This is a genomic window from Streptomyces sp. NPDC048473 (assembly GCF_043200155.1).
Classification (GTDB): Bacteria; Actinomycetota; Actinomycetes; order Streptomycetales; family Streptomycetaceae; genus Streptomyces.
Genome location: NZ_JBICXE010000085.1, coordinates 1 through 16,506, shown reverse-complemented (window position 1 = coordinate 16,506; position 16,506 = coordinate 1). Strand labels below are relative to the sequence as shown.

Below are 16,506 nucleotides of genomic sequence, written 5' to 3'. Positions count from 1 at the left end.
ACGTCCGATCCGAGAGCGTCACCCTTCACCCCTACCAAACCTGACCGGACCACCACCAGGTTCTCGGCCTCCCTTGACTACCAATAGGAGCATCAATCGACCGGCGGCCGGCTCCCGCGTGCGTCGGTGGACATGTCACGGACGGTCCCCGGTCGCGCCGTTGTCAGTGCGGCTTGATAAACCTTGCGGACATCAGCCGTCCCCCAGTACCAGGAGCTCAGGGTCATGTCCGGTGTGGACCATCTGCACGAGTTGTTCGGCCTTCCCGCCGTCGACTTCCAGCACGCGACGAAAGAGGCGCCGGTGCAGGCCGCCGATGCGGCGGCCTGGCGCATCTCGGTCGATCCGTACGACGACGAGTGCGAGATGACCTGGGAGGAGGCGTTCCAGGTGTTTCTGACGGCGGTCGACCCGGCCGGTGTGCGGGCGCTGATCATCGGTCAGTGGGGCGAGTCGTACGAGGAGACCTCGTCCTACCCGATCGATCTGGTCATTGCCGCGGCCGACCGGCTGACCTCGCTGGAGGCCGTCTTCGTCGGCGACATCACCCCGGAGGAGAGCGAGATCTCCTGGATCGAGCAGTCCGATGTCACGGCGTTGCTGACCGCGTTCCCCGGACTGCTGGAGCTTGGTGTGCGCGGCGGCACAGATCTGGTCTTCTCCCCCTCGAAGCACGAGCGTCTGCGTTCTCTGACCATCGAGACGGGCGGCCTGCCCGTCGGTGTGATCCGCGGCATCCTGGACAGCGAACTGCCCGCACTGGAACGGCTCGACCTCTGGCTCGGTGTCTCCGCGTACGGGGGCGACGCCGATGTGGCTGACCTGGCCCCGCTGCTCTCCGGCTCCCGCTTCCCCCGGCTCCACCACCTCGGCCTGCGCAACAGCGAGGTGCAGAACGAGATCGCGACGGCCGTCGCGGGTGCCCCGGTCGTCGCCCAGCTCCGCACCCTCGACCTGTCGCACGGCACGCTGGGCGACGAGGGCGCGGCGGCGCTGCTGGACGGCCAGCCGCTCACCCATCTCGAACGGCTCGATCTGCACCACCACTTCATGACCGAGCCGGTGGAGCGCCGGATCGTGCAGGTGCTGGAACCCCACGGCGTACAGGTCGATGTTTCGGAACGCGAGGAGCCCTGGGGCGACCGCGGTATCGAAGGCCGCTACACCGCGATTTCGGAGTGATCCGCGATGACTGACATCGAGCACCCGGAGACGTTCCACGGCCTGCCGGTCCTGACCCTGCCGGGACCGGACCGGTCGCGCACCGGCCCTCTCCCGGACGCCGGCTCGGTCGCGTGGCGACTGGAGAGCGCCTGGCAGGGCGATCTGACGTTCGCCGCGCTGTGGCAGTACTTCCTCGACACGGTCGACACGTCGCGGGTGCGGGCCCTGCTGATCGGTCCTTGGTGGCAGGAGGAGTACGAATCCTTCGCCCCCGTCGTCGATCTGCTGGCCGCCCATGCGGACCGCCTTCCGGCCCTGAAAGCGCTCTTCCTCGCCGATGTCGTCAGCGAGGAGTGCGAGCTGTCGTGGCTGGAGATGGCCGACATCACCCCGGTGATCGAGGCGTTCGGGCACCTGGAGGAGTTGACGGTTCGCGGGTGCGGCGAGCCGATCGACGGCAAGGAGACGCTCGGTCTGCAGCCGGTGCGGCACAAGGCGCTCAAGTCGCTGCGGTTCGAGTCGGGCGGACTGCCGTCCGGCATCGTGCGGGCGATCGGAGCGTCGGAGCTGCCCGCGCTGAAGCACCTCGAACTCTGGCTCGGCGTCACCGAGTACGGCGGGGACGCGACGGTCGAGGACCTCGCGCCGCTGCTGTCGGGTGCGGCGTTCCCGGCCCTGCGCCATCTGGGGCTGCAGAACAGCGAGATCCAGGACGAGATCGCGGCCGCGGTCGCCTCCGCCCCGGTCGTGGCCCAGTTGGAGTCGCTCTCCCTCGCGATGGGGACCCTGGGCGACGAGGGTGCCGAGGCGCTGCTCTCGGGCCAGCCGCTCACCCACTTGACCTCGCTGGATCTGCACCATCACTACATCAGCGACGCGTTGGTGGACCGCCTCGGGAGCCTGCTCGGTTCCGACCGGGTGAACGGCGAGATCCATGAGGTCGAGTACTGGGATCCGGAAGAGGACGACGAGCGCTATGTCGCCGTCACCGAGTAGGACGAGCGGCCCGGCGCCGCGCTTCGTCGTCGTGGGTGTGCCCGGCAACCGCCGGGTCGCGCTCTTCCAGGACGCCGTGCGCGCCGCCGGGCTGCCACCCGCGCGGGTCGTGCCCTGGCTGGACGTCCTGCGCGGCGAGGCCGCCTTCCGGCCGGGCGAGACCGTACGGATGGACTCGCCCGGTGAGGACGCCGAGGTGGAGCGGCTGCTCCGGGCGGTCGGCGATCCGACCAGGGTCGAAGGGACCGCCCTGTGGTACGCCCGGTTCACCTCGGCCGTACGGGCGGTGGCGCGGGCGGCAGCCGCTTCCGGTGCCGTTCTGCTCGACGACCCCGGCGATGTCGCGGTGCTGTTCGACAAGCGGCTCTGCCATGCCGTACTGGACGGTGCCGAAGTGCCCGTACCCGCGTCGCCGACCTCGGGGGCCGCGGCTCCCGCGGTGCGCGACTGGGCGGACGTACGCGACCGGATGACGGCCCATGGCATGCCCCGGGCCTTTGTGAAGCTCGCGCACGGTTCGTCCGCCTCAGGGGTGCTGGCCGTGGAGACGGCCGGGCCCGGCCGGGTCAGGGCCACCACATCGGTGGAGCGCGACACGGCCGGCCGGCTATTCAACTCGTTGCGGTTGCGTCGCTGTACGACGGAGCGGGAGGTCGCGGCGATCGTCGACGCACTCGCACCGGACGGGCTGCACATCGAGCGCTGGCTGCCCAAGGCCGCCCAGCGCGGCCGGGCGGCCGATCTGCGGGTCGTGGTGGTGGCGGGCCGGGCCACCCATGCCGTCGTGCGCACCAGCCACTCCCCCATGACCAATCTTCACCTCGGCGGCGAGCGCGGAAGTCTCGACGACGTCCGTGCGGCCGTCGAGGCCGCGGGCGGCAGCTGGGCGCAGGCCCTGGCCGTATGCGAACGGGCAGCAGCCTGTTTCCCGGACACGCTGTGTGTGGGCGTCGATCTGCTGCCCGCGACCGGCTGGCGGCGCTTCGCCGTCGGCGAGGTCAACGCCTTCGGCGATCTATTGCCACGGCTGACCGGACTTCCCGGCAGCGGCGCCGAGGGCCTGGACACCTATGCGGCGCAGGTCGCCGCCGTACTGAACAGAGCAAGGAACCACCGTGCAACCGCCACTCCCTGACACCGCGCCCGCCCTCGCGGACGCCCGGAACCCCGACATGAGCGAGATCGTGGGCAGCCACGACCTGCTGCTCATCACCCTCGACACGCTGCGCTACGACGTGGCGGCGGAGCTCGCCGCCGCCGGACGCATTCCGCATCTGGCGCGCCATCTGCCGGACGGTGTCTGGGAGAAGCGGCATGCGCCCGGCAGCTTCACCTACGCCTCCCATCAGGCGATCTTCGCCGGATTCCTGCCGACACCGGCCGGCCGGGGGCCGCATCCCCGGCTGTTCGCGGCACGTTTCGCGGGCAGTGAGTCCACCGCTTCGGGCACCTTTGTCTTCGACACCCCCGATCTGCTGTCCGGCCTCGCCGATGCGGGCTACCGCACGGTGTGCATCGGCGGCGTCGGTTTCTTCAACCAGCAGGGTCCGCTCGGCTCCGTACTGCCCGGCATGTTCCAGGAGAGCCACTGGGAACCGGAGTTCGGCGTCGCGTCGTCCACCTCCTTCGAGGCGCAGGTGGCCCGCGCCGAGCAGGTCGTCGCCGAGCTCCCCGCCGATCAGCGGCTGTTCCTCTTCGTCAATGTGGCCGCTCTGCACCAGCCCAACTGGTTCCACCAGCCGGGGGCCACGCGCGAGGCGGGCGATTCCCGCGCCACCCATGCCGCCGCCCTGGAGTACGTCGACGCCCACATCGGCCGGCTCTTCGCCGCCGCGAGCAGCCGCCGCCGCTGTTTCGCCATCGTCTGCTCCGACCACGGAACGGCGTACGGGGATGACGGCTACACCGGTCACCGGCTCGGTCACGAGTCCGTCTGGACCGTTCCGTACGCCCACTTCTTCCTGGAACCGGGGGCCACCGCACCATGAGCCGCACCACGACCGCCGCGCCGACCACCCGCCCGTACCAGAGCTATGTCTACGCCTACCCGCACAAGACCGCCTATCGTCCTCTCGCCGACCGGCCGGCGCTGCACGAGCTGTGGGTGGCCGAGCGCAAGGACGCGCTCTCGCTCTATCTCCACATACCGTTCTGCGAGGTCCGCTGCGGCTTCTGCAATCTCTTCACCCGGATCGGCGCTCCCGATGAGCTGACGACCAGGTATCTCGACGCACTGGACCGGCAGGCCACCGCCGTCCGCGACGCGCTGGGAGACGCCGAGCCGGTGCGTTTCGCCGCGGCGGCGTTCGGCGGGGGCACTCCCACGTTCCTGACAGCCGCGGAGCTGGAGCGGCTCTGCGACATCGCGGAGAAGCGGATGGGCGCCGATCTGCGGTCCGTTCCGCTGTCGGTCGAGACGTCGCCGTCGACCGCGACCGCCGACCGGCTGGCCGTACTCGCCGACCGCGGGACGACCAGGATCAGCATCGGCGTGCAGAGCTTCGTCGAAGCCGAGGCGCGTGCCGCTGTGCGACCGCAGCGCCGCGCCGATGTGGAGGCGGCGCTGGACCGGATACGTGATGCCCGCATCCCGATCCTGAACATCGACCTGATCTACGGCATCGAAGGGCAGACCGAGGACAGCTGGCGCACCTCGCTGGACGCGGCACTCTGCTGGCAGCCGGAGGAGCTGTATCTCTATCCGCTGTATGTCCGCCCGCTGACCGGTCTCGGACGGCTCGGCGCCGACGGCGAGGCAGCGGCGGACGCCGCCTGGGACGAGCAGCGACTGCGGCTGTACCGCGCGGGCCGGGACCATCTGCTCGCCCACGGCTACGAGCAGGTGTCCATGCGGATGTTCCGCCGCACCGACGCCCCGCGGACGGACGGCCCCGACGACTACGCCTGCCAGACCGACGGCATGATCGGCCTGGGCTGCGGCGCCCGTTCGTACACCTCGAAGCTGCACTACTCCTTCGACTACGCGGTGGAGATGCGGGAGGTACGGGCGATCATCGACAGCTACACCGGGACGGAGGACTTCTCGCGCGCCGAGGTCGGACGGTACGTCGACGGCGACGAGGCGCGCCGCCGCCACCTCCTGCAGTCGGTCCTCCAGGCCAAGGGGCTGCAACTGGCCGACTACCGGGAGCGGTTCGGTACCTCCCCGGCCGACGACTTCCCCATGCAACTGGCCCGGTTCGAGGCGCGCGGCTGGCTCGACGCGACGGCCGGACCGTCCGGCCTGCTGCGGCTCTCCGCCGAGGGCCTGGCCCACTCCGACGCACTGGGCCCCGAACTCTTCTCCCCCGGCGTACGGGCCGCGATGGCCGCGTACGAACTGAAGTGAGCGCGCCCATGGACCTGACCATTCTCTACCGCGGTCCGCTCGCGTCCTGCGACTACGACTGCCCTTACTGCCCGTTCGCCAAGCGGCGCGACAGCCGGGAGCAGCTGCGTGCCGACCGCGCCGCGCTGGAGCGGTTCACGGCGTGGGCCGCGGCGCGGACCGGCGACCGGATCTCGGTCCTGTTCACCCCGTGGGGCGAGGGTCTGGTCCGCTCCTGGTACCGCCGTGCGCTGGTCGAGCTGGCGCAACTGCCGCACATCGGCCGGGTCGCGATCCAGACGAACATCAGCAGCCGTACGGGGTGGCTGGCCGAGGCGGGTGACGCCGGCCGCGAGAAGATCGCGCTCTGGTGCACGTACCACCCGGGGCAGACGCCGTACGAGCGGTTCCTCACCAAGTGCCGGGAGCTGACCGCGCTGGGCATTCGGCACAGCGTCGGTGTCGTCGGTCTCGACGAGCATCTCGACGAGGCACGTCGGCTGCGTACCGCGCTGCCGGACGAGGTCTATCTCTGGGTGAACGCCGCGGAGGGGCGCACCTACACGGACGAGGAAGCGGACCGCTGGACGGCCCTCGACCCGCTCTTCCCGTACAGCCGGCATCCGCACCGGTCGGCCGGACTGCCCTGCCGGACGGGCGAGTCGGTCATCTCTGTGGACGGTGACGGCACGGTGCGGCGCTGCCATTTCGTCCCGGCGGAGCTCGGCAATCTCTACGACGGGAGCTACCGGCGCGCGCTCGGCCCGCGGGCCTGTCCGCTGGCCGTCTGCGACTGCCACATCGGCTATGTGCATCTGGAGACGCTGCCGCTGTACGACGTCTTCGCGGGCGGTGTGCTGGAGCGGATACCGGCGCCCCCGTTGTCGCCCCTCGCCGGACGGGCCTGAACCTCGGGCCCGTCCGGCGAGCGAGGGCACTACGGCGGCGGACGCCCCCAGGGCCTGTCCGGCGGAATGGCCGGACACCCCTAGAGCGGCAGGAGGTCCGGCCTCTTCGCCTCGACATGGTCGCCGGAGGACTCGCCGCGCAGCCGCCGGCCTATCCACGGGACCAGGTACTCGCGCGCCCAGTGGATGTCGTCGCGCCGTACTTCGAGCGTGCCGCGCTGTGCCTGCGGGGGCCATTCCTGGTCCGGGTCGGCCGGCACATCGATGCCGAGGACCTGGGCGGCGCGCAGCGCGACCCTGGTGTGTCCCTCGGGCGACAGATGGAGCCGGTCGTCGTCCCAGGCGCGCCTGTCCTGAACGGACCGCAGCGACCACAGGTCGAGGACCGGGCAGTCGTAGCGGTCGGCGATGGACCGCACATGGGCGGTGTAGGTGGCGATCTTGCCGCGCAGATGGCGCAGCACGGGAACGCCACGGGTGTCGAAGCCGGTGGTGACCAGGACGGTGCCGACCGATTCGGTCAGCTCGGCGACCGCGCGCTCGAAGCGCTCGGCCACGTCGTCGGGGTCGGTGCCGGGCCTGATGATGTCGTTGCCACCCGCGCAGAAGCTCACCAGGTCGGGTGCGAGCTCCTTGGCGCGCGGCACCTGCTCCTCGACGATCTGGTCGAGGAGGCGTCCGCGTACGGCGAGATTGGCGTACCTGAAATTCCCGTGAGCGGAACCTTCGGTGCTCGTCCCCGCATCGGGGTCCGGGAGCTGGTCCGCGAGAAGTACCGCGAAACGGTCCGCCCAGCCGACGAAGGTTCCGTCCGGGCCGGGGTCGCCGACTCCCTCGGTGAAGCTGTCGCCAATCGCTGCGTACGACCCGATGACGCCATGTCGGTTGATGACGCCACGTTGATTTTTTCTCGAATCGTCTGCCACAAACGCTTATCCTGCACCGCCGAATGTGACCTACGCGACCGTAATAAGGGGTTGACGGGTGGTGAGATAGACCACCCGGTCAGGTTTTGGTAAAGGGGGAATAAGCAGAAGGGGCGGTGCGCCGCCGCGCACCGCCCCTTCTGTGTTGCTCAGGTCATGCTTTGTTGCTCAACTGCCGGGCCGTTCGGCTCAGACGTAGATGCCGTGCGAAGCCAGGTAGGCGATCGGGTCGATGTCCGAGCCGTACGCCGGGCCCGTGCGGACCTCGAAGTGCAGGTGCGGTCCTGTGACGTTGCCGGTGGCGCCGGAGAGGCCGATCTGCTGACCGGTGCTCACGCTCTGGCCCGCGGAGACGGAGATCGAGGACAGGTGGCCGTACTGCGAGTAGTGGCCGTCGGCGTGCTTGATGACGACCTGGTTGCCGTACGCGCCACCCCAGCCGGCGGTGACGACGGTGCCGGAGGTGATGGCCTTCACACTGGTGCCGGTGAAGACGGGGAAGTCGATCCCGGTGTGGCTGCCGCTGGACCAGTTGGAGCCGGAGGCGCGGTATCCGGTGGTGTGGTTGCCGGGGACCGGGTGGGTGTAGCCGGAGCTGTTGCCCTGGTCGGCCGGGGCGGAGGTCTTGGACTCCGTGACCGTCGAGGCCTTGGCCGGGGCGGACTTGGCCGGGGCGGACTTGGCCGGGGCGGACTTCTCCACGACCGACGAGGGCACCGAGGGGGCCTTCGACGGGAGGGCCGCGCCCGTGCCGGCGCCGGTGGGCGCGGAGTCGCCCCACGCCTTGCCGCCGAGCGTCAGCTTCATGCCCGGGAAGATCAGGCTGGGGTCTTCGCCGACGACCTTGCGGTTGTCCTGGTACAGCTTCTGCCAGCCGCCCTTGACCTTGTGCTCGGCGGCGATCTTCGACAGGTAGTCGCCGGAGACGACGGAGTACGTCGTAGTGGCGGCCTGCTTCTGCGCAGCCGGCTTGGCCGGGGCGGCGTGCGTGGCGGCGGAGGCCGACTGCGGGGCGGCGGCAGGGGCGGCCTGCTCCGCGGCGTGGGCACCGGTGGCACCGAGCAGCGGCAGTGCGATGACGGCGCCGCCGGCGCTTGCGGCGGCGACGCCACGGGCGATGGTGCTGGACTTCGTACGACGGTGCTTACCCGATATGGGCATGTGGTGCTTCCTCTCCGGCGCCTACGAGGTGAGCTGTCGGGTTCGGGCTGGAGATGCCCGGCCGCGCTGAGCGCGACTTCACCCCTAGCCGGCCGGATTTCTCCGATCGGCGGCCTACCTGGTTCCCCCGCTCCTGCCACACGATGAGTGGGTGCGAATTCCGGGCGGCGGCAGGATTAGGCGGTCCGTCCGGATTGACGGTGACCGTAAGCGAGTCGGGACGGCGAGAACAAGCCACTGGTTCCGTACCGGAATCCGCGCCCGGAAATCGGCACGGAATTCCGGTCACACTCCGTGGATTAAGGATCTTGACATTCCACGCCGCGCACGGAATACCCAACTGCCCCGCCAGCACACACCGTCACGGATATGATCCCGCTCACGAGTGGGCAACCATCTCCCCTACAAGCAGGGCTTATTGGGTTAAATGCACCCATTACGGACATGTCATGCCCATCATCCGCGTCGGAGTCTCAGCACCCGCGCGTCGAGATCCCCCCGAAGCCCGGTGTGCAGCCCCTGATGCAGCAGTACCGAACCGTGGTGCACCGCCCCCGTGTCCAGGCAGGTGTACGTCGCTGCGGGGTCGAGTCCGCGCAGCCGCAGGGCCGGGGGCCGCTCCCCGTATCTCTGCGCCTCCAGCCACATCAGGACCACGGTCTCCTCCCCGTGGACGTACTGGACCGCGCTGAGTCCGTCGCGCGGGGCGCGCAGCCGGTACAGCGCGCCGAGCTGCACCACCGGCCGGATCGCCTTATAGAGATCCACCCAGGTCCGCGCCTCGGCCAGTTCCTCCTCGCTCCACTCGGCGAGGTCCCCGCCGACCCCGAGCACACCGGCCATCGCGCTCACGAAACGGAAGCGCAGTGAGCTGACCCTGTCGTTGAGCTGGACATTCGGACTGTCGGTGACCCAGGCGGCCATCACCCGGGCCGGATGGATCTGACCGAAGCCCTCCTGGATGGTGAGGCGGTCGAGCGGGTCGGTGTTGTCCGAGGTCCACACCTGGTCCGTGCGGGACAGAATCCCCAGATCGATCCGCCCGCCGCCGCCCGAGCAGGACTCGAAGGCCACGCCGGGGTGCGCGGCCCGGAGCCGGTCGATCAGCGCGTAGAGGGCGTCCACATGCTCGATCCATAGCTTCTGCTGATACTCCTCGCCCGGCCAGCCCGCGTCGGTGAAGGAGCGGTTGAAGTCCCACTTCACATAGTCGACGGATGCACTGGAGAGCAGTGTATCCAGTTGCTCCCAGAGATATTCCTGCACATCGGTGCGGGCCAGATTGAGCACCAGTTGATTGCGGAACTCGGTCCGTGCCCGCCCGGGGAAGTGCTGAACCCAGTCGGGGTGTGCGCGATAGAGATCGCTGTCGGCATTGACCATTTCCGGCTCGACCCAGATACCGAACTGCATGCCGAGTCCATGCACTTCGTCGACGAGTGGCTTGAGCCCACCGGGAAAGCGGTCCGGATTCGGTGTCCAGTCGCCGAGCCCGGCCCGGTCGCTGGTGCGCTGCCCGAACCATGCGTCGTCCACGACGAACAGCTCGACGCCCATCGCGGCGGCGCGCTCGGCGAGGGCGCGCTGCTGCTCCTGCGAGACGTCGAAGCCGGTCGCCTCCCAGGAGTTGTAGAGAACCGGTCGCAGGCTCTGTGCGTCCGGGATCACATGGGCCAGCTGCCAGGCGTGCCAGGCCCGGCTCGCCCCGCCGAACCCCTCCGCGCTCCACAGACCGGCGAAGACGGGTGTGGCGTACGACTCCCCCGGCGCGAGCAGCAGCAGCCCCGAGTCGTCGTAGCCGGCGCCACCGGTGATCTGTACGAGCCCGTCGGGGAGCCGCTGTACGGAGATCCGCCACGATCCGGACCAGCCGAGCGCACAGCCGTACACCTCGCCGCTCTCCTCGGTCGCCGCGCCGTCGGCGTCGAGTGCGACCCATGGCAGGTACTGGTGCCCGGTGTGGCCGCGCCTGCTGGAGATGACGCTCTCGCCGTACGTGAGCTCCGCCCGCGCGAGCTGCGACTCCGCCGCCCAGCGGCCGTGCAGCCGGCTCAGCCGCCAGCCGTCGCGAGCGGGCAGCGCCCAGGCCGCCGCGTCGGCGCGCAGCAGTTCCAGCGGCGGACCGTCCGGCCCGGCGTGGGCGACGGTGGCCCAGCGCTCGATCACATCGGAGTCGTCCCGCATCCGGTAGTGCAGGGTGAGGGCGAGCCGGTGCACGGAGTCGGTGAAGGCGATACGGAGTTCGTCTCCGTCGACCGTGGCGTCGGCGAAGGCCCACTCGGTGCCGCGGACCTGTGGGGTGCGTACCGAGAGGGCCGGGCGGACGAACCGGGGACCGCCCTCCACGGGGTACTCCTCGCGGCCGTCGAGCGGGGACTCGAAGCCCCTGACGGGTGGCTCCGGTGCTGCGGCCAGGGCCTCGGCCGCAGCAAGGGAGATCCGTGGCCCCCAGTGCAGATGGACCAGCTCGTCCCGTCCGGTGACTCGCAGTGCGTAGCTGCTGCTCGCCCCGGTGAGCAGCCAGGTCCGGCCCTTGTCGCCAGTCTCGATCATCGCATCCCCACATTTCAACAGTTCCGCACATCATCGACCAATGCCGGGTGGTCGGGCAACGGTTTTGCGAGGGATTCACCGGACGGATTCACCGCCGGAGCACGGGGGTTCACCGAGGTATCGACAAGCAAAGACCGAGATGATTGCCTGAGGAATCAATGTCGTATCGTCGCGGGAGTGGCCTTGTCGGCGACTCGCGTCGACGCCAGACACCCCAGGAGTCACTGTGACGCAGCAGTTGCCGCAGATCCCGTCGACGGAACCCGAGCTGGCGGGTGTCCGCAACTTCCGTGATGTGGGCGGCCTGCCCACCGTGGACGGCCGGCGGGTGCGGTACGGACGGCTCTTCCGCAGTGGTCATCTCGCGCACGCCACCGCCGAGGACGCCGCCTTCCTGGGCGGTCTCGGTCTGCACACGGTCTTCGACTTCCGCAATGCGGCCGACCACCGGCTCGACGGCCTGGACGTGGAGCTGCAGGGCGTGCGGAATGTGAGCATCCCGCTCTCCGACCCCGCCGACGGCGCCGAGTTCTGGCGGATGGTCCGCGACGGCGATCTCGACCAGCTGCGCTCGATTCTCGCCAACGGCAAGGGAACGAACCGGATGATCGCCTCGTACCGCGCGATCATCCGGGACCGTACCGCCGAGCACAGCCGGGTTCTGCACGCCCTGGCCGAGGACAGCGTTCCCGCGCTGATGCACTGCGCGGCGGGCAAGGACCGGGCCGGTCTGTCGATTGCGGTGTCACTGCTCGCGGTCGGTGTCGAGCGCGACGCCATCGAGGCCGACTACCTGAAGTCCAACGACGCCCACCGCCGCTACAAGGTGCACCGCAGCGACACCTCGGCGGACGGCATGTCGGCCGAGGTGATGGAGCTGCTCAATCCGCTCTTCGGCGCCCACGCCGACTACCTCGCCGCGGCCTTCGCCGCCATCGAGGAGAACTGGGGCAGTACGGACCGGTACTTCTCCGAGGGCCTGAAGCTCGCGCCCGAGACCCGTGAGCGGCTGCGCGACCGGCTCCTCGACGAGGCGTAGCCGGGCTCGCTCGGCGGTGGTCAGCCCTTGCCGGCCACCGCGAAGAGCAGGTACAGGAAGGCCGCGAAGATGTGTCCGGCGATGAGATAGGCGAACAGCCGGATCACCACGCCACGCGGAAACTTCCGCTCCTGGGCTTCGTAGTTCTTCCTGGACCCGAGCGGGTCGAAGTTCTCTGAATCGGACATGACAGACCTCTCTGGTGACCGGATGAACCGGTCTCAGCGACGGTGGATGCCGCTGCCGAGGCACAGCTCGGCGGCGGGGCTCTGCAGCAGGGTGTGGACGAAGAGCAGCTCGGCACCGTCGCGGCCGACGGCCGCGATCCGGTGCGGGGTGAGCGAGTCGAAGTGCGCGCTGTCACCGGGGGCGAGATCGTGCACGGTGTCCCCGAGCGCGACCCGGAGGTGCCCGACGAGCACGTACAGCCACTCCTCGCCGGGATGGACGCGCACGAGATCACTCTGTGCGCCGTACGGAACCCGGACGCGGAGCGCCTGCATCGCCCGGCCGGAGCCGCCGGCCTGCTGATACATCCAGCCGTCGGCCTCGGCCCCCTCGAACCTCCTGCCGCGGATGATCGCCTCACGTTCCGGGGGCGTCTCGCCGAGCAGTTCGGAGACCGTCGTACCGTAGATCCTGGCAAGACCGAGGAGCATCGGCAGCGACGGCTGCCGACGGCCCGTTTCGAGCCGGGAGAGATGGGCGGGCGAGAGCCCGGCCCGCTGAGCGGCGGTCTCCAGGGTGAGACCACGACCGCGGCGCAGATCGCGCAGGCGTGGCGCGACTCCGGGGAGCTCGTCGGCCACCCCTCCGTCTGGAGTGTTCATGTACCCATTGGGCCAGGAGCTTTCCTCGGAGGCAAATTCCTTGCCTCCGAGGCAAACTCGGCAAATTCTGCAGGGCCCGCCGGGTCAGCGGTTGGCGACGGCCTGCTTCACCAGGGTCCTGCCGAAGTCCCACATCAGTCCGCCGCCGCTGTGCGCGTCGTCCATCACCGCGGTGAACGCCGTGACGAACCGGTCGACGTCCGGCTCCCCGATCACCAGCGGCGGAATCAGCTTGATCACTTCCAGATGATCGCCCGAGACCTGGGTGAGGATGCGGTGCTTCTGCAGCAGAGGCACCACCACCATCTGTGCGAAGAGGCCCTTGCGGGCCGCCTGCAGCATGGTCCAGCGGCTGCGCAGCTTCAGTGACGACGGCCGGCCGAACTCGATGCCGATCATCAGCCCGCGCCCGCGCACCTCGTGCAGCAGCTCATAGCGGTCGACCAGTGCTGCCAGGCGCTCGCGCAGCAGATCACCGGTTCGGCGCGCGCCCGCGACCGTCTCCTCGTCCTCCATCACCGCGAGGACCGCGAGCCCGGCCGCCATCGCCTGGGCGTTGGAGCCGAAGCTCGCGGAGTGGACCAGGACCCGGTCCATCGACGAGTAGACGCGTCTGAAGATCCAGTCCTTGCCGAGGGTCGCCCCGACCGGCACATAGCCGCCGGAGAGGGCCTTGGCGACACAGACCAGATCGGGTTCGACACCCTCCTCGTGCTGGTACGCGTAGAAGTCGCCGGTCCTGCCGAGGCCGGTCTGCACCTCGTCGGCGATGAGCAGCGCCTTGTGCTTGTGCAGCAGCTCCTGTGCGTCCCGCAGGAAGCCGGGCGGTGCGGCGTGCACGCCCTTGCCCTGGATCGGCTCGACGACCAGTGCCGCCACGTCGCCGCGTTTCAGCTCACGGCGCAGTGCGCCGAGATCACCGAGCTCGATGGCGGTGTCCGGCAGCAGCGGTGCGAAGCCGTCCCGGAAACCGCTCTCCCCGTTGACCGAGAGCGAGCCGGTCGTCAGCCCGTGGAAGGCGTGCGTGCAGTAGAGGATCCTGGGCCTGCCGGTTGCGTACCGGGCGAACTTCAGGGCGGTCTCGACGGCCTCTGTACCGCTGTTGCCGAAGAAGACCCGGTCCAGGTGGGGGCTGTGCGTGAGCAGCTTCTCGGCCAGCAGCCCGGGCAGCGGCTGGCAGTCGAAGCGGGTGAGATCGGCGAGCGAGGCGTCCAGGACGTCGTGCAGGGCCTTGCGTACGACGGGGTGGTGCCGGCCGAGGCCCATCACCCCGAACCCGGCGAGCATGTCGAGGTAGTCGTTGCCGTCCGCGTCCCAGAAGTGCGCGCCCTCGGCCCGTTCGTAGACCTTGTCGAAGCCGATGGTGTGCAGCATGCGGGGCAGCTGATGGTTGAGGTATTTCGTGTGCAGCTCGTAGCGCTCGGCGCCGCGCTCCGCGAGGAGCTGCGCCAGATCGAAGCCCTTGGGCCCGTCGTCCTTCATGCCCCGCTCTCCTCGGTCCTTCCGGCCGCTTGCCTGGCGGCCAGTGCGGCGCTGATCCGTCCGGCGATCTCGACAGGTGTGAGCCCGATGTCGGCCAGCACTTCGGCGCGTTTGCCGTGGGCGAGGAACTGCTCGGGGATGCCGAACGTCCGCAGCGGTACGTCGACCCCGGCGTCCCTGAGCGCCTGCCCGACCGCCGAACCGACGCCCCCCGCCCGGCTGTTGTCCTCTACGACGGCGACGAGCCGGTGCCGTTCGGCGAGCGGAGCCAGCTGTTCGTCGACCGGCTTGACCCAGCGCGGGTCGACGACGGTGCAGCGGATACCGCCGCCCGCCAGCAGGTCGGCGGCGCTCAGACAGACCGGGGCGAGCACACCGACGGCCACGAGCAGCACATCGGGATCGTCCGCCCGGTGCAGTACGTCCATGCCGCCGATCCGGTCGATGGCCGGGATCGGCTCCCCCACCGACTCCTTGGGGAACCGGATCACGGTGGGTGCGTCGTCGATGGCGACGGCCTCGCGGAGTTCGGCGCGCAGTTCGTCGGCGTCGCGCGGGGCGGCGATCCGCAGTCCGGGGACGACCTGCAGCATGGACATGTCCCACATGCCGTTGTGCGAGGGCCCGTCGGGTCCGGTGACTCCGGCCCGGTCGAGGACGAAGGTCACCCCGCACTTGTGCAGCGCGACGTCCATCAGCAGCTGGTCGAAGGCCCGGTTGAGGAAGGTGGCGTAGACGGCGACGACCGGATGCAGCCCGCCGGTGGCGAGTCCCGCCGCGGAGACCGCCGCGTGCTGCTCGGCGATCCCGACATCCCAGACCCGGTCGGGGAACGCCTCGGCGAACTTCGTCAGTCCGACGGGGTGCAGCATCGCCGCGGTGATGGCCACGACATCCGGCCGCTCCGCGCCGATCGCGGCGATCTCGTCCCCGAACACCGAGGTCCAGGAAGGCCCGCCGGCCGGGGCGAGCGGTGCGCAGGTCAGCGGGTCCATAGCGCCCACGGTGTGGAAGCGGTCGGCCTCGTCCTGGAGCGCGGGCGGGTAGCCGCGGCCCTTCTCGGTGAGGCAGTGCACCAGCACCGGGCCGTGGAAGCGTTTCGCGCGGTGCAGTGCGGATTCGACGGCCGCGATGTCATGACCGTCGATCGGCCCGACGTACTTGAGCCCCAGGTCCTCGAACATGCCCTGCGGGGCGAAGGCGTCCTTGAACCCCTTCTTCGCGCCGTGCAGCGACTCGTACAACGGCTGTCCGATGACGGGCGTCTGCTGGAGCACGCCCTTGCCCCAGGAGAGGAAGCGTTCGTATCCGTCGGTGGTACGGAGGGTGGCGAGGTGGTTGGCGAGGCCGCCGATCGTCGGGCCGTAGGAGCGCTCGTTGTCGTTGACCACAATGATCAGCGGCCGGTCCCTCGCGGCCGCGATGTTGTTGAGCGCCTCCCAGGCCATCCCCCCGGTGAGTGCCCCGTCACCGATGACGGCCACGACATGATCGCTCCGTCCCAGCACCTGATGGGCCTTGGCGATGCCGTCGGCCCAGCCGAGGACGGTCGAGGCATGCGAGTTCTCGATGACGTCGTGCTCGGACTCCTCGCGGGAGGGGTAGCCGGAGAGGCCCCCCTTGCCACGCAGCTTGGAGAAGTCCTGCCGCCCGGTGAGCAGTTTGTGCACATAGCTCTGGTGCCCGGTGTCCCACAGGATGCGGTCCACGGGCGAGTCGAAGGCCCGGTGCAGAGCGATGGAGAGCTCCACCACCCCCAGGTTGGGCCCCAGATGACCGCCGGTCCTCGCTACCGCCTGGACCAGGAACTTCCTGATGTCCTCGGCGAGTTCGCCGAGTCGTGCTTCGCTCAGCGCCTTGAGATCGTGCGGCCCCCGGATGTTCTCCAGAATCGTCACGCTCGGGCCCCCTCTCTGGTTCTGTTTCAGCTCACGGTGACGGCGGGAACCCCCGATGGTGTCCCTGCGTCGTCCATGCCCTCGGCGATCTTCAGGGCTTCTTCGATCAGCGTCTCTACGATCTTGGACTCGGGCACGGTCTTGATGACCTCGCCCTTGACGAAGATCTGCCCCTTGCCGTTCCCGGACGCGACACCCAGATCCGCCTCACGGGCCTCACC

Annotated in this window: 15 protein-coding genes and 1 riboswitch; of the genes, 7 read left to right on the top strand and 8 right to left on the bottom strand. The window is 69.6% G+C overall.

Going from position 1 to position 16,506, the window contains the following annotated elements; genetic code table 11:
• Positions 1-225: 225 nt before the first annotated feature.
• The 6 genes from ACGFU7_RS45275 to ACGFU7_RS45250 are packed head-to-tail and all read left to right on the top strand — an operon-like array spanning position 226 to position 6,396.
• A complete protein-coding gene (locus ACGFU7_RS45275) occupies positions 226-1,182 on the top strand; it encodes an STM4015 family protein (protein WP_393704383.1) in 957 nt (318 codons plus the stop codon).
• A gap of 6 nt (positions 1,183-1,188) precedes the next feature.
• Complete coding sequence (locus ACGFU7_RS45270; protein WP_393704381.1) at positions 1,189-2,160, top strand: STM4015 family protein; 972 nt, start codon at positions 1,189-1,191, stop codon at positions 2,158-2,160.
• Positions 2,141-3,295 carry an STM4014 family protein gene (locus tag ACGFU7_RS45265; RefSeq protein WP_393704380.1) on the top strand — a complete coding sequence of 385 codons (1,155 nt, stop codon included), beginning with the start codon at positions 2,141-2,143 and terminating at the stop codon, positions 3,293-3,295. Before ACGFU7_RS45270 ends, ACGFU7_RS45265 begins: the two co-directional genes overlap by 20 nt.
• A gap of 37 nt (positions 3,296-3,332) precedes the next feature.
• The gene (locus ACGFU7_RS45260) at positions 3,333-4,148 is read left to right on the top strand and encodes an STM4013/SEN3800 family hydrolase (protein WP_393704385.1); all 816 of its coding nucleotides are present in this window, start codon (positions 3,333-3,335) and stop codon (positions 4,146-4,148) included.
• Positions 4,145-5,509: an STM4012 family radical SAM protein gene (locus ACGFU7_RS45255; RefSeq protein WP_393704378.1), complete on the top strand. Its 1,365-nt coding sequence runs from the start codon at positions 4,145-4,147 to the stop codon at positions 5,507-5,509. Before ACGFU7_RS45260 ends, ACGFU7_RS45255 begins: the two co-directional genes overlap by 4 nt.
• Positions 5,510-5,517: 8 nt before the next feature.
• Positions 5,518-6,396 (top strand): STM4011 family radical SAM protein, encoded by an 879-nt coding sequence (locus tag ACGFU7_RS45250; RefSeq protein WP_393704376.1) that lies wholly within the window; start codon positions 5,518-5,520, stop codon positions 6,394-6,396.
• An 80-nt stretch (positions 6,397-6,476) separates the two neighbouring features.
• Here the strand turns inward: ACGFU7_RS45250 and ACGFU7_RS45245 are convergent, their stop codons facing one another.
• The 3 genes from ACGFU7_RS45245 to ACGFU7_RS45235 all read right to left on the bottom strand — a co-directional run bounded on the left by ACGFU7_RS45245 (position 6,477) and on the right by ACGFU7_RS45235 (position 11,036).
• Positions 6,477-7,322: an SGNH/GDSL hydrolase family protein gene (locus tag ACGFU7_RS45245; protein WP_266355780.1), complete on the bottom strand. Its 846-nt coding sequence runs from the start codon at positions 7,320-7,322 to the stop codon at positions 6,477-6,479.
• Between the two features lie 189 nt (positions 7,323-7,511).
• On the bottom strand, positions 7,512-8,483 hold the full coding sequence (locus tag ACGFU7_RS45240; RefSeq protein ID WP_393704375.1) for a peptidoglycan DD-metalloendopeptidase family protein: 972 nt from the start codon (positions 8,481-8,483) through the stop codon (positions 7,512-7,514).
• 5 nt (positions 8,484-8,488) lie between these two features.
• Positions 8,489-8,647, bottom strand: a riboswitch (cyclic di-AMP (ydaO/yuaA leader).
• A 292-nt stretch (positions 8,648-8,939) separates the two neighbouring features.
• Positions 8,940-11,036 carry an alpha-galactosidase gene (locus ACGFU7_RS45235; protein WP_393704373.1) on the bottom strand — a complete coding sequence of 699 codons (2,097 nt, stop codon included), beginning with the start codon at positions 11,034-11,036 and terminating at the stop codon, positions 8,940-8,942.
• Between the two features lie 226 nt (positions 11,037-11,262).
• Between ACGFU7_RS45235 and ACGFU7_RS45230 the strand changes: the two genes are divergently transcribed.
• Positions 11,263-12,075 carry a tyrosine-protein phosphatase gene (locus ACGFU7_RS45230; protein ID WP_393704371.1) on the top strand — a complete coding sequence of 271 codons (813 nt, stop codon included), beginning with the start codon at positions 11,263-11,265 and terminating at the stop codon, positions 12,073-12,075.
• Positions 12,076-12,095: 20 nt separating this feature from the next.
• Here ACGFU7_RS45230 and ACGFU7_RS45225 read toward each other — a convergent pair whose 3' ends face one another.
• The 5 genes from ACGFU7_RS45225 to ACGFU7_RS45205 form a co-directional block, all read right to left on the bottom strand.
• Positions 12,096-12,263, bottom strand: coding sequence for a DUF6126 family protein (locus ACGFU7_RS45225; protein WP_176729046.1), 168 nt, complete (start codon positions 12,261-12,263; stop codon positions 12,096-12,098).
• A 33-nt stretch (positions 12,264-12,296) separates the two neighbouring features.
• A complete protein-coding gene (locus ACGFU7_RS45220; RefSeq protein ID WP_393704369.1) occupies positions 12,297-12,905 on the bottom strand; it encodes a helix-turn-helix domain-containing protein in 609 nt (202 codons plus the stop codon).
• An 84-nt stretch (positions 12,906-12,989) separates the two neighbouring features.
• Entirely contained in the window at positions 12,990-14,387 is a 1,398-nt protein-coding gene (locus ACGFU7_RS45215) for an aspartate aminotransferase family protein (RefSeq protein ID WP_393704368.1), read from the bottom strand.
• The gene (gene dxs, locus ACGFU7_RS45210; protein WP_393704366.1) at positions 14,384-16,285 is read right to left on the bottom strand and encodes a 1-deoxy-D-xylulose-5-phosphate synthase; all 1,902 of its coding nucleotides are present in this window, start codon (positions 16,283-16,285) and stop codon (positions 14,384-14,386) included. The genes ACGFU7_RS45215 and dxs overlap by 4 nt, the downstream gene beginning before the upstream one ends.
• Positions 16,286-16,311: 26 nt before the next feature.
• Positions 16,312-16,506, bottom strand: a 195-nt coding sequence (locus tag ACGFU7_RS45205; protein ID WP_351206688.1) for a flavodoxin-dependent (E)-4-hydroxy-3-methylbut-2-enyl-diphosphate synthase, incomplete at its 5' end; no start/stop codon positions are given.

What these genes read in the sequence shown, in the direction of transcription:
- ACGFU7_RS45220 (WP_393704369.1), bottom strand. Translation starts at nt 12,905, where the DNA reads ATGAACACTCCAGACGGAGGGGTGGCCGACGAGCTCCCCGGAGTCGCG.
- ACGFU7_RS45235 (WP_393704373.1), bottom strand. Translation starts at nt 11,036, where the DNA reads ATGATCGAGACTGGCGACAAGGGCCGGACCTGGCTGCTCACCGGGGCG.
- ACGFU7_RS45225 (WP_176729046.1), bottom strand. Translation starts at nt 12,263, where the DNA reads ATGTCCGATTCAGAGAACTTCGACCCGCTCGGGTCCAGGAAGAACTAC.
- ACGFU7_RS45260 (WP_393704385.1), top strand. Translation starts at nt 3,333, where the DNA reads ATGAGCGAGATCGTGGGCAGCCACGACCTGCTGCTCATCACCCTCGAC.
- ACGFU7_RS45270 (WP_393704381.1), top strand. Translation starts at nt 1,189, where the DNA reads ATGACTGACATCGAGCACCCGGAGACGTTCCACGGCCTGCCGGTCCTG.
- ACGFU7_RS45265 (WP_393704380.1), top strand. Translation starts at nt 2,141, where the DNA reads ATGTCGCCGTCACCGAGTAGGACGAGCGGCCCGGCGCCGCGCTTCGTC.
- ACGFU7_RS45215 (WP_393704368.1), bottom strand. Translation starts at nt 14,387, where the DNA reads ATGAAGGACGACGGGCCCAAGGGCTTCGATCTGGCGCAGCTCCTCGCG.
- ACGFU7_RS45250 (WP_393704376.1), top strand. Translation starts at nt 5,518, where the DNA reads ATGGACCTGACCATTCTCTACCGCGGTCCGCTCGCGTCCTGCGACTAC.
- ACGFU7_RS45240 (WP_393704375.1), bottom strand. Translation starts at nt 8,483, where the DNA reads ATGCCCATATCGGGTAAGCACCGTCGTACGAAGTCCAGCACCATCGCC.
- ACGFU7_RS45255 (WP_393704378.1), top strand. Translation starts at nt 4,145, where the DNA reads ATGAGCCGCACCACGACCGCCGCGCCGACCACCCGCCCGTACCAGAGC.
- ACGFU7_RS45275 (WP_393704383.1), top strand. Translation starts at nt 226, where the DNA reads ATGTCCGGTGTGGACCATCTGCACGAGTTGTTCGGCCTTCCCGCCGTC.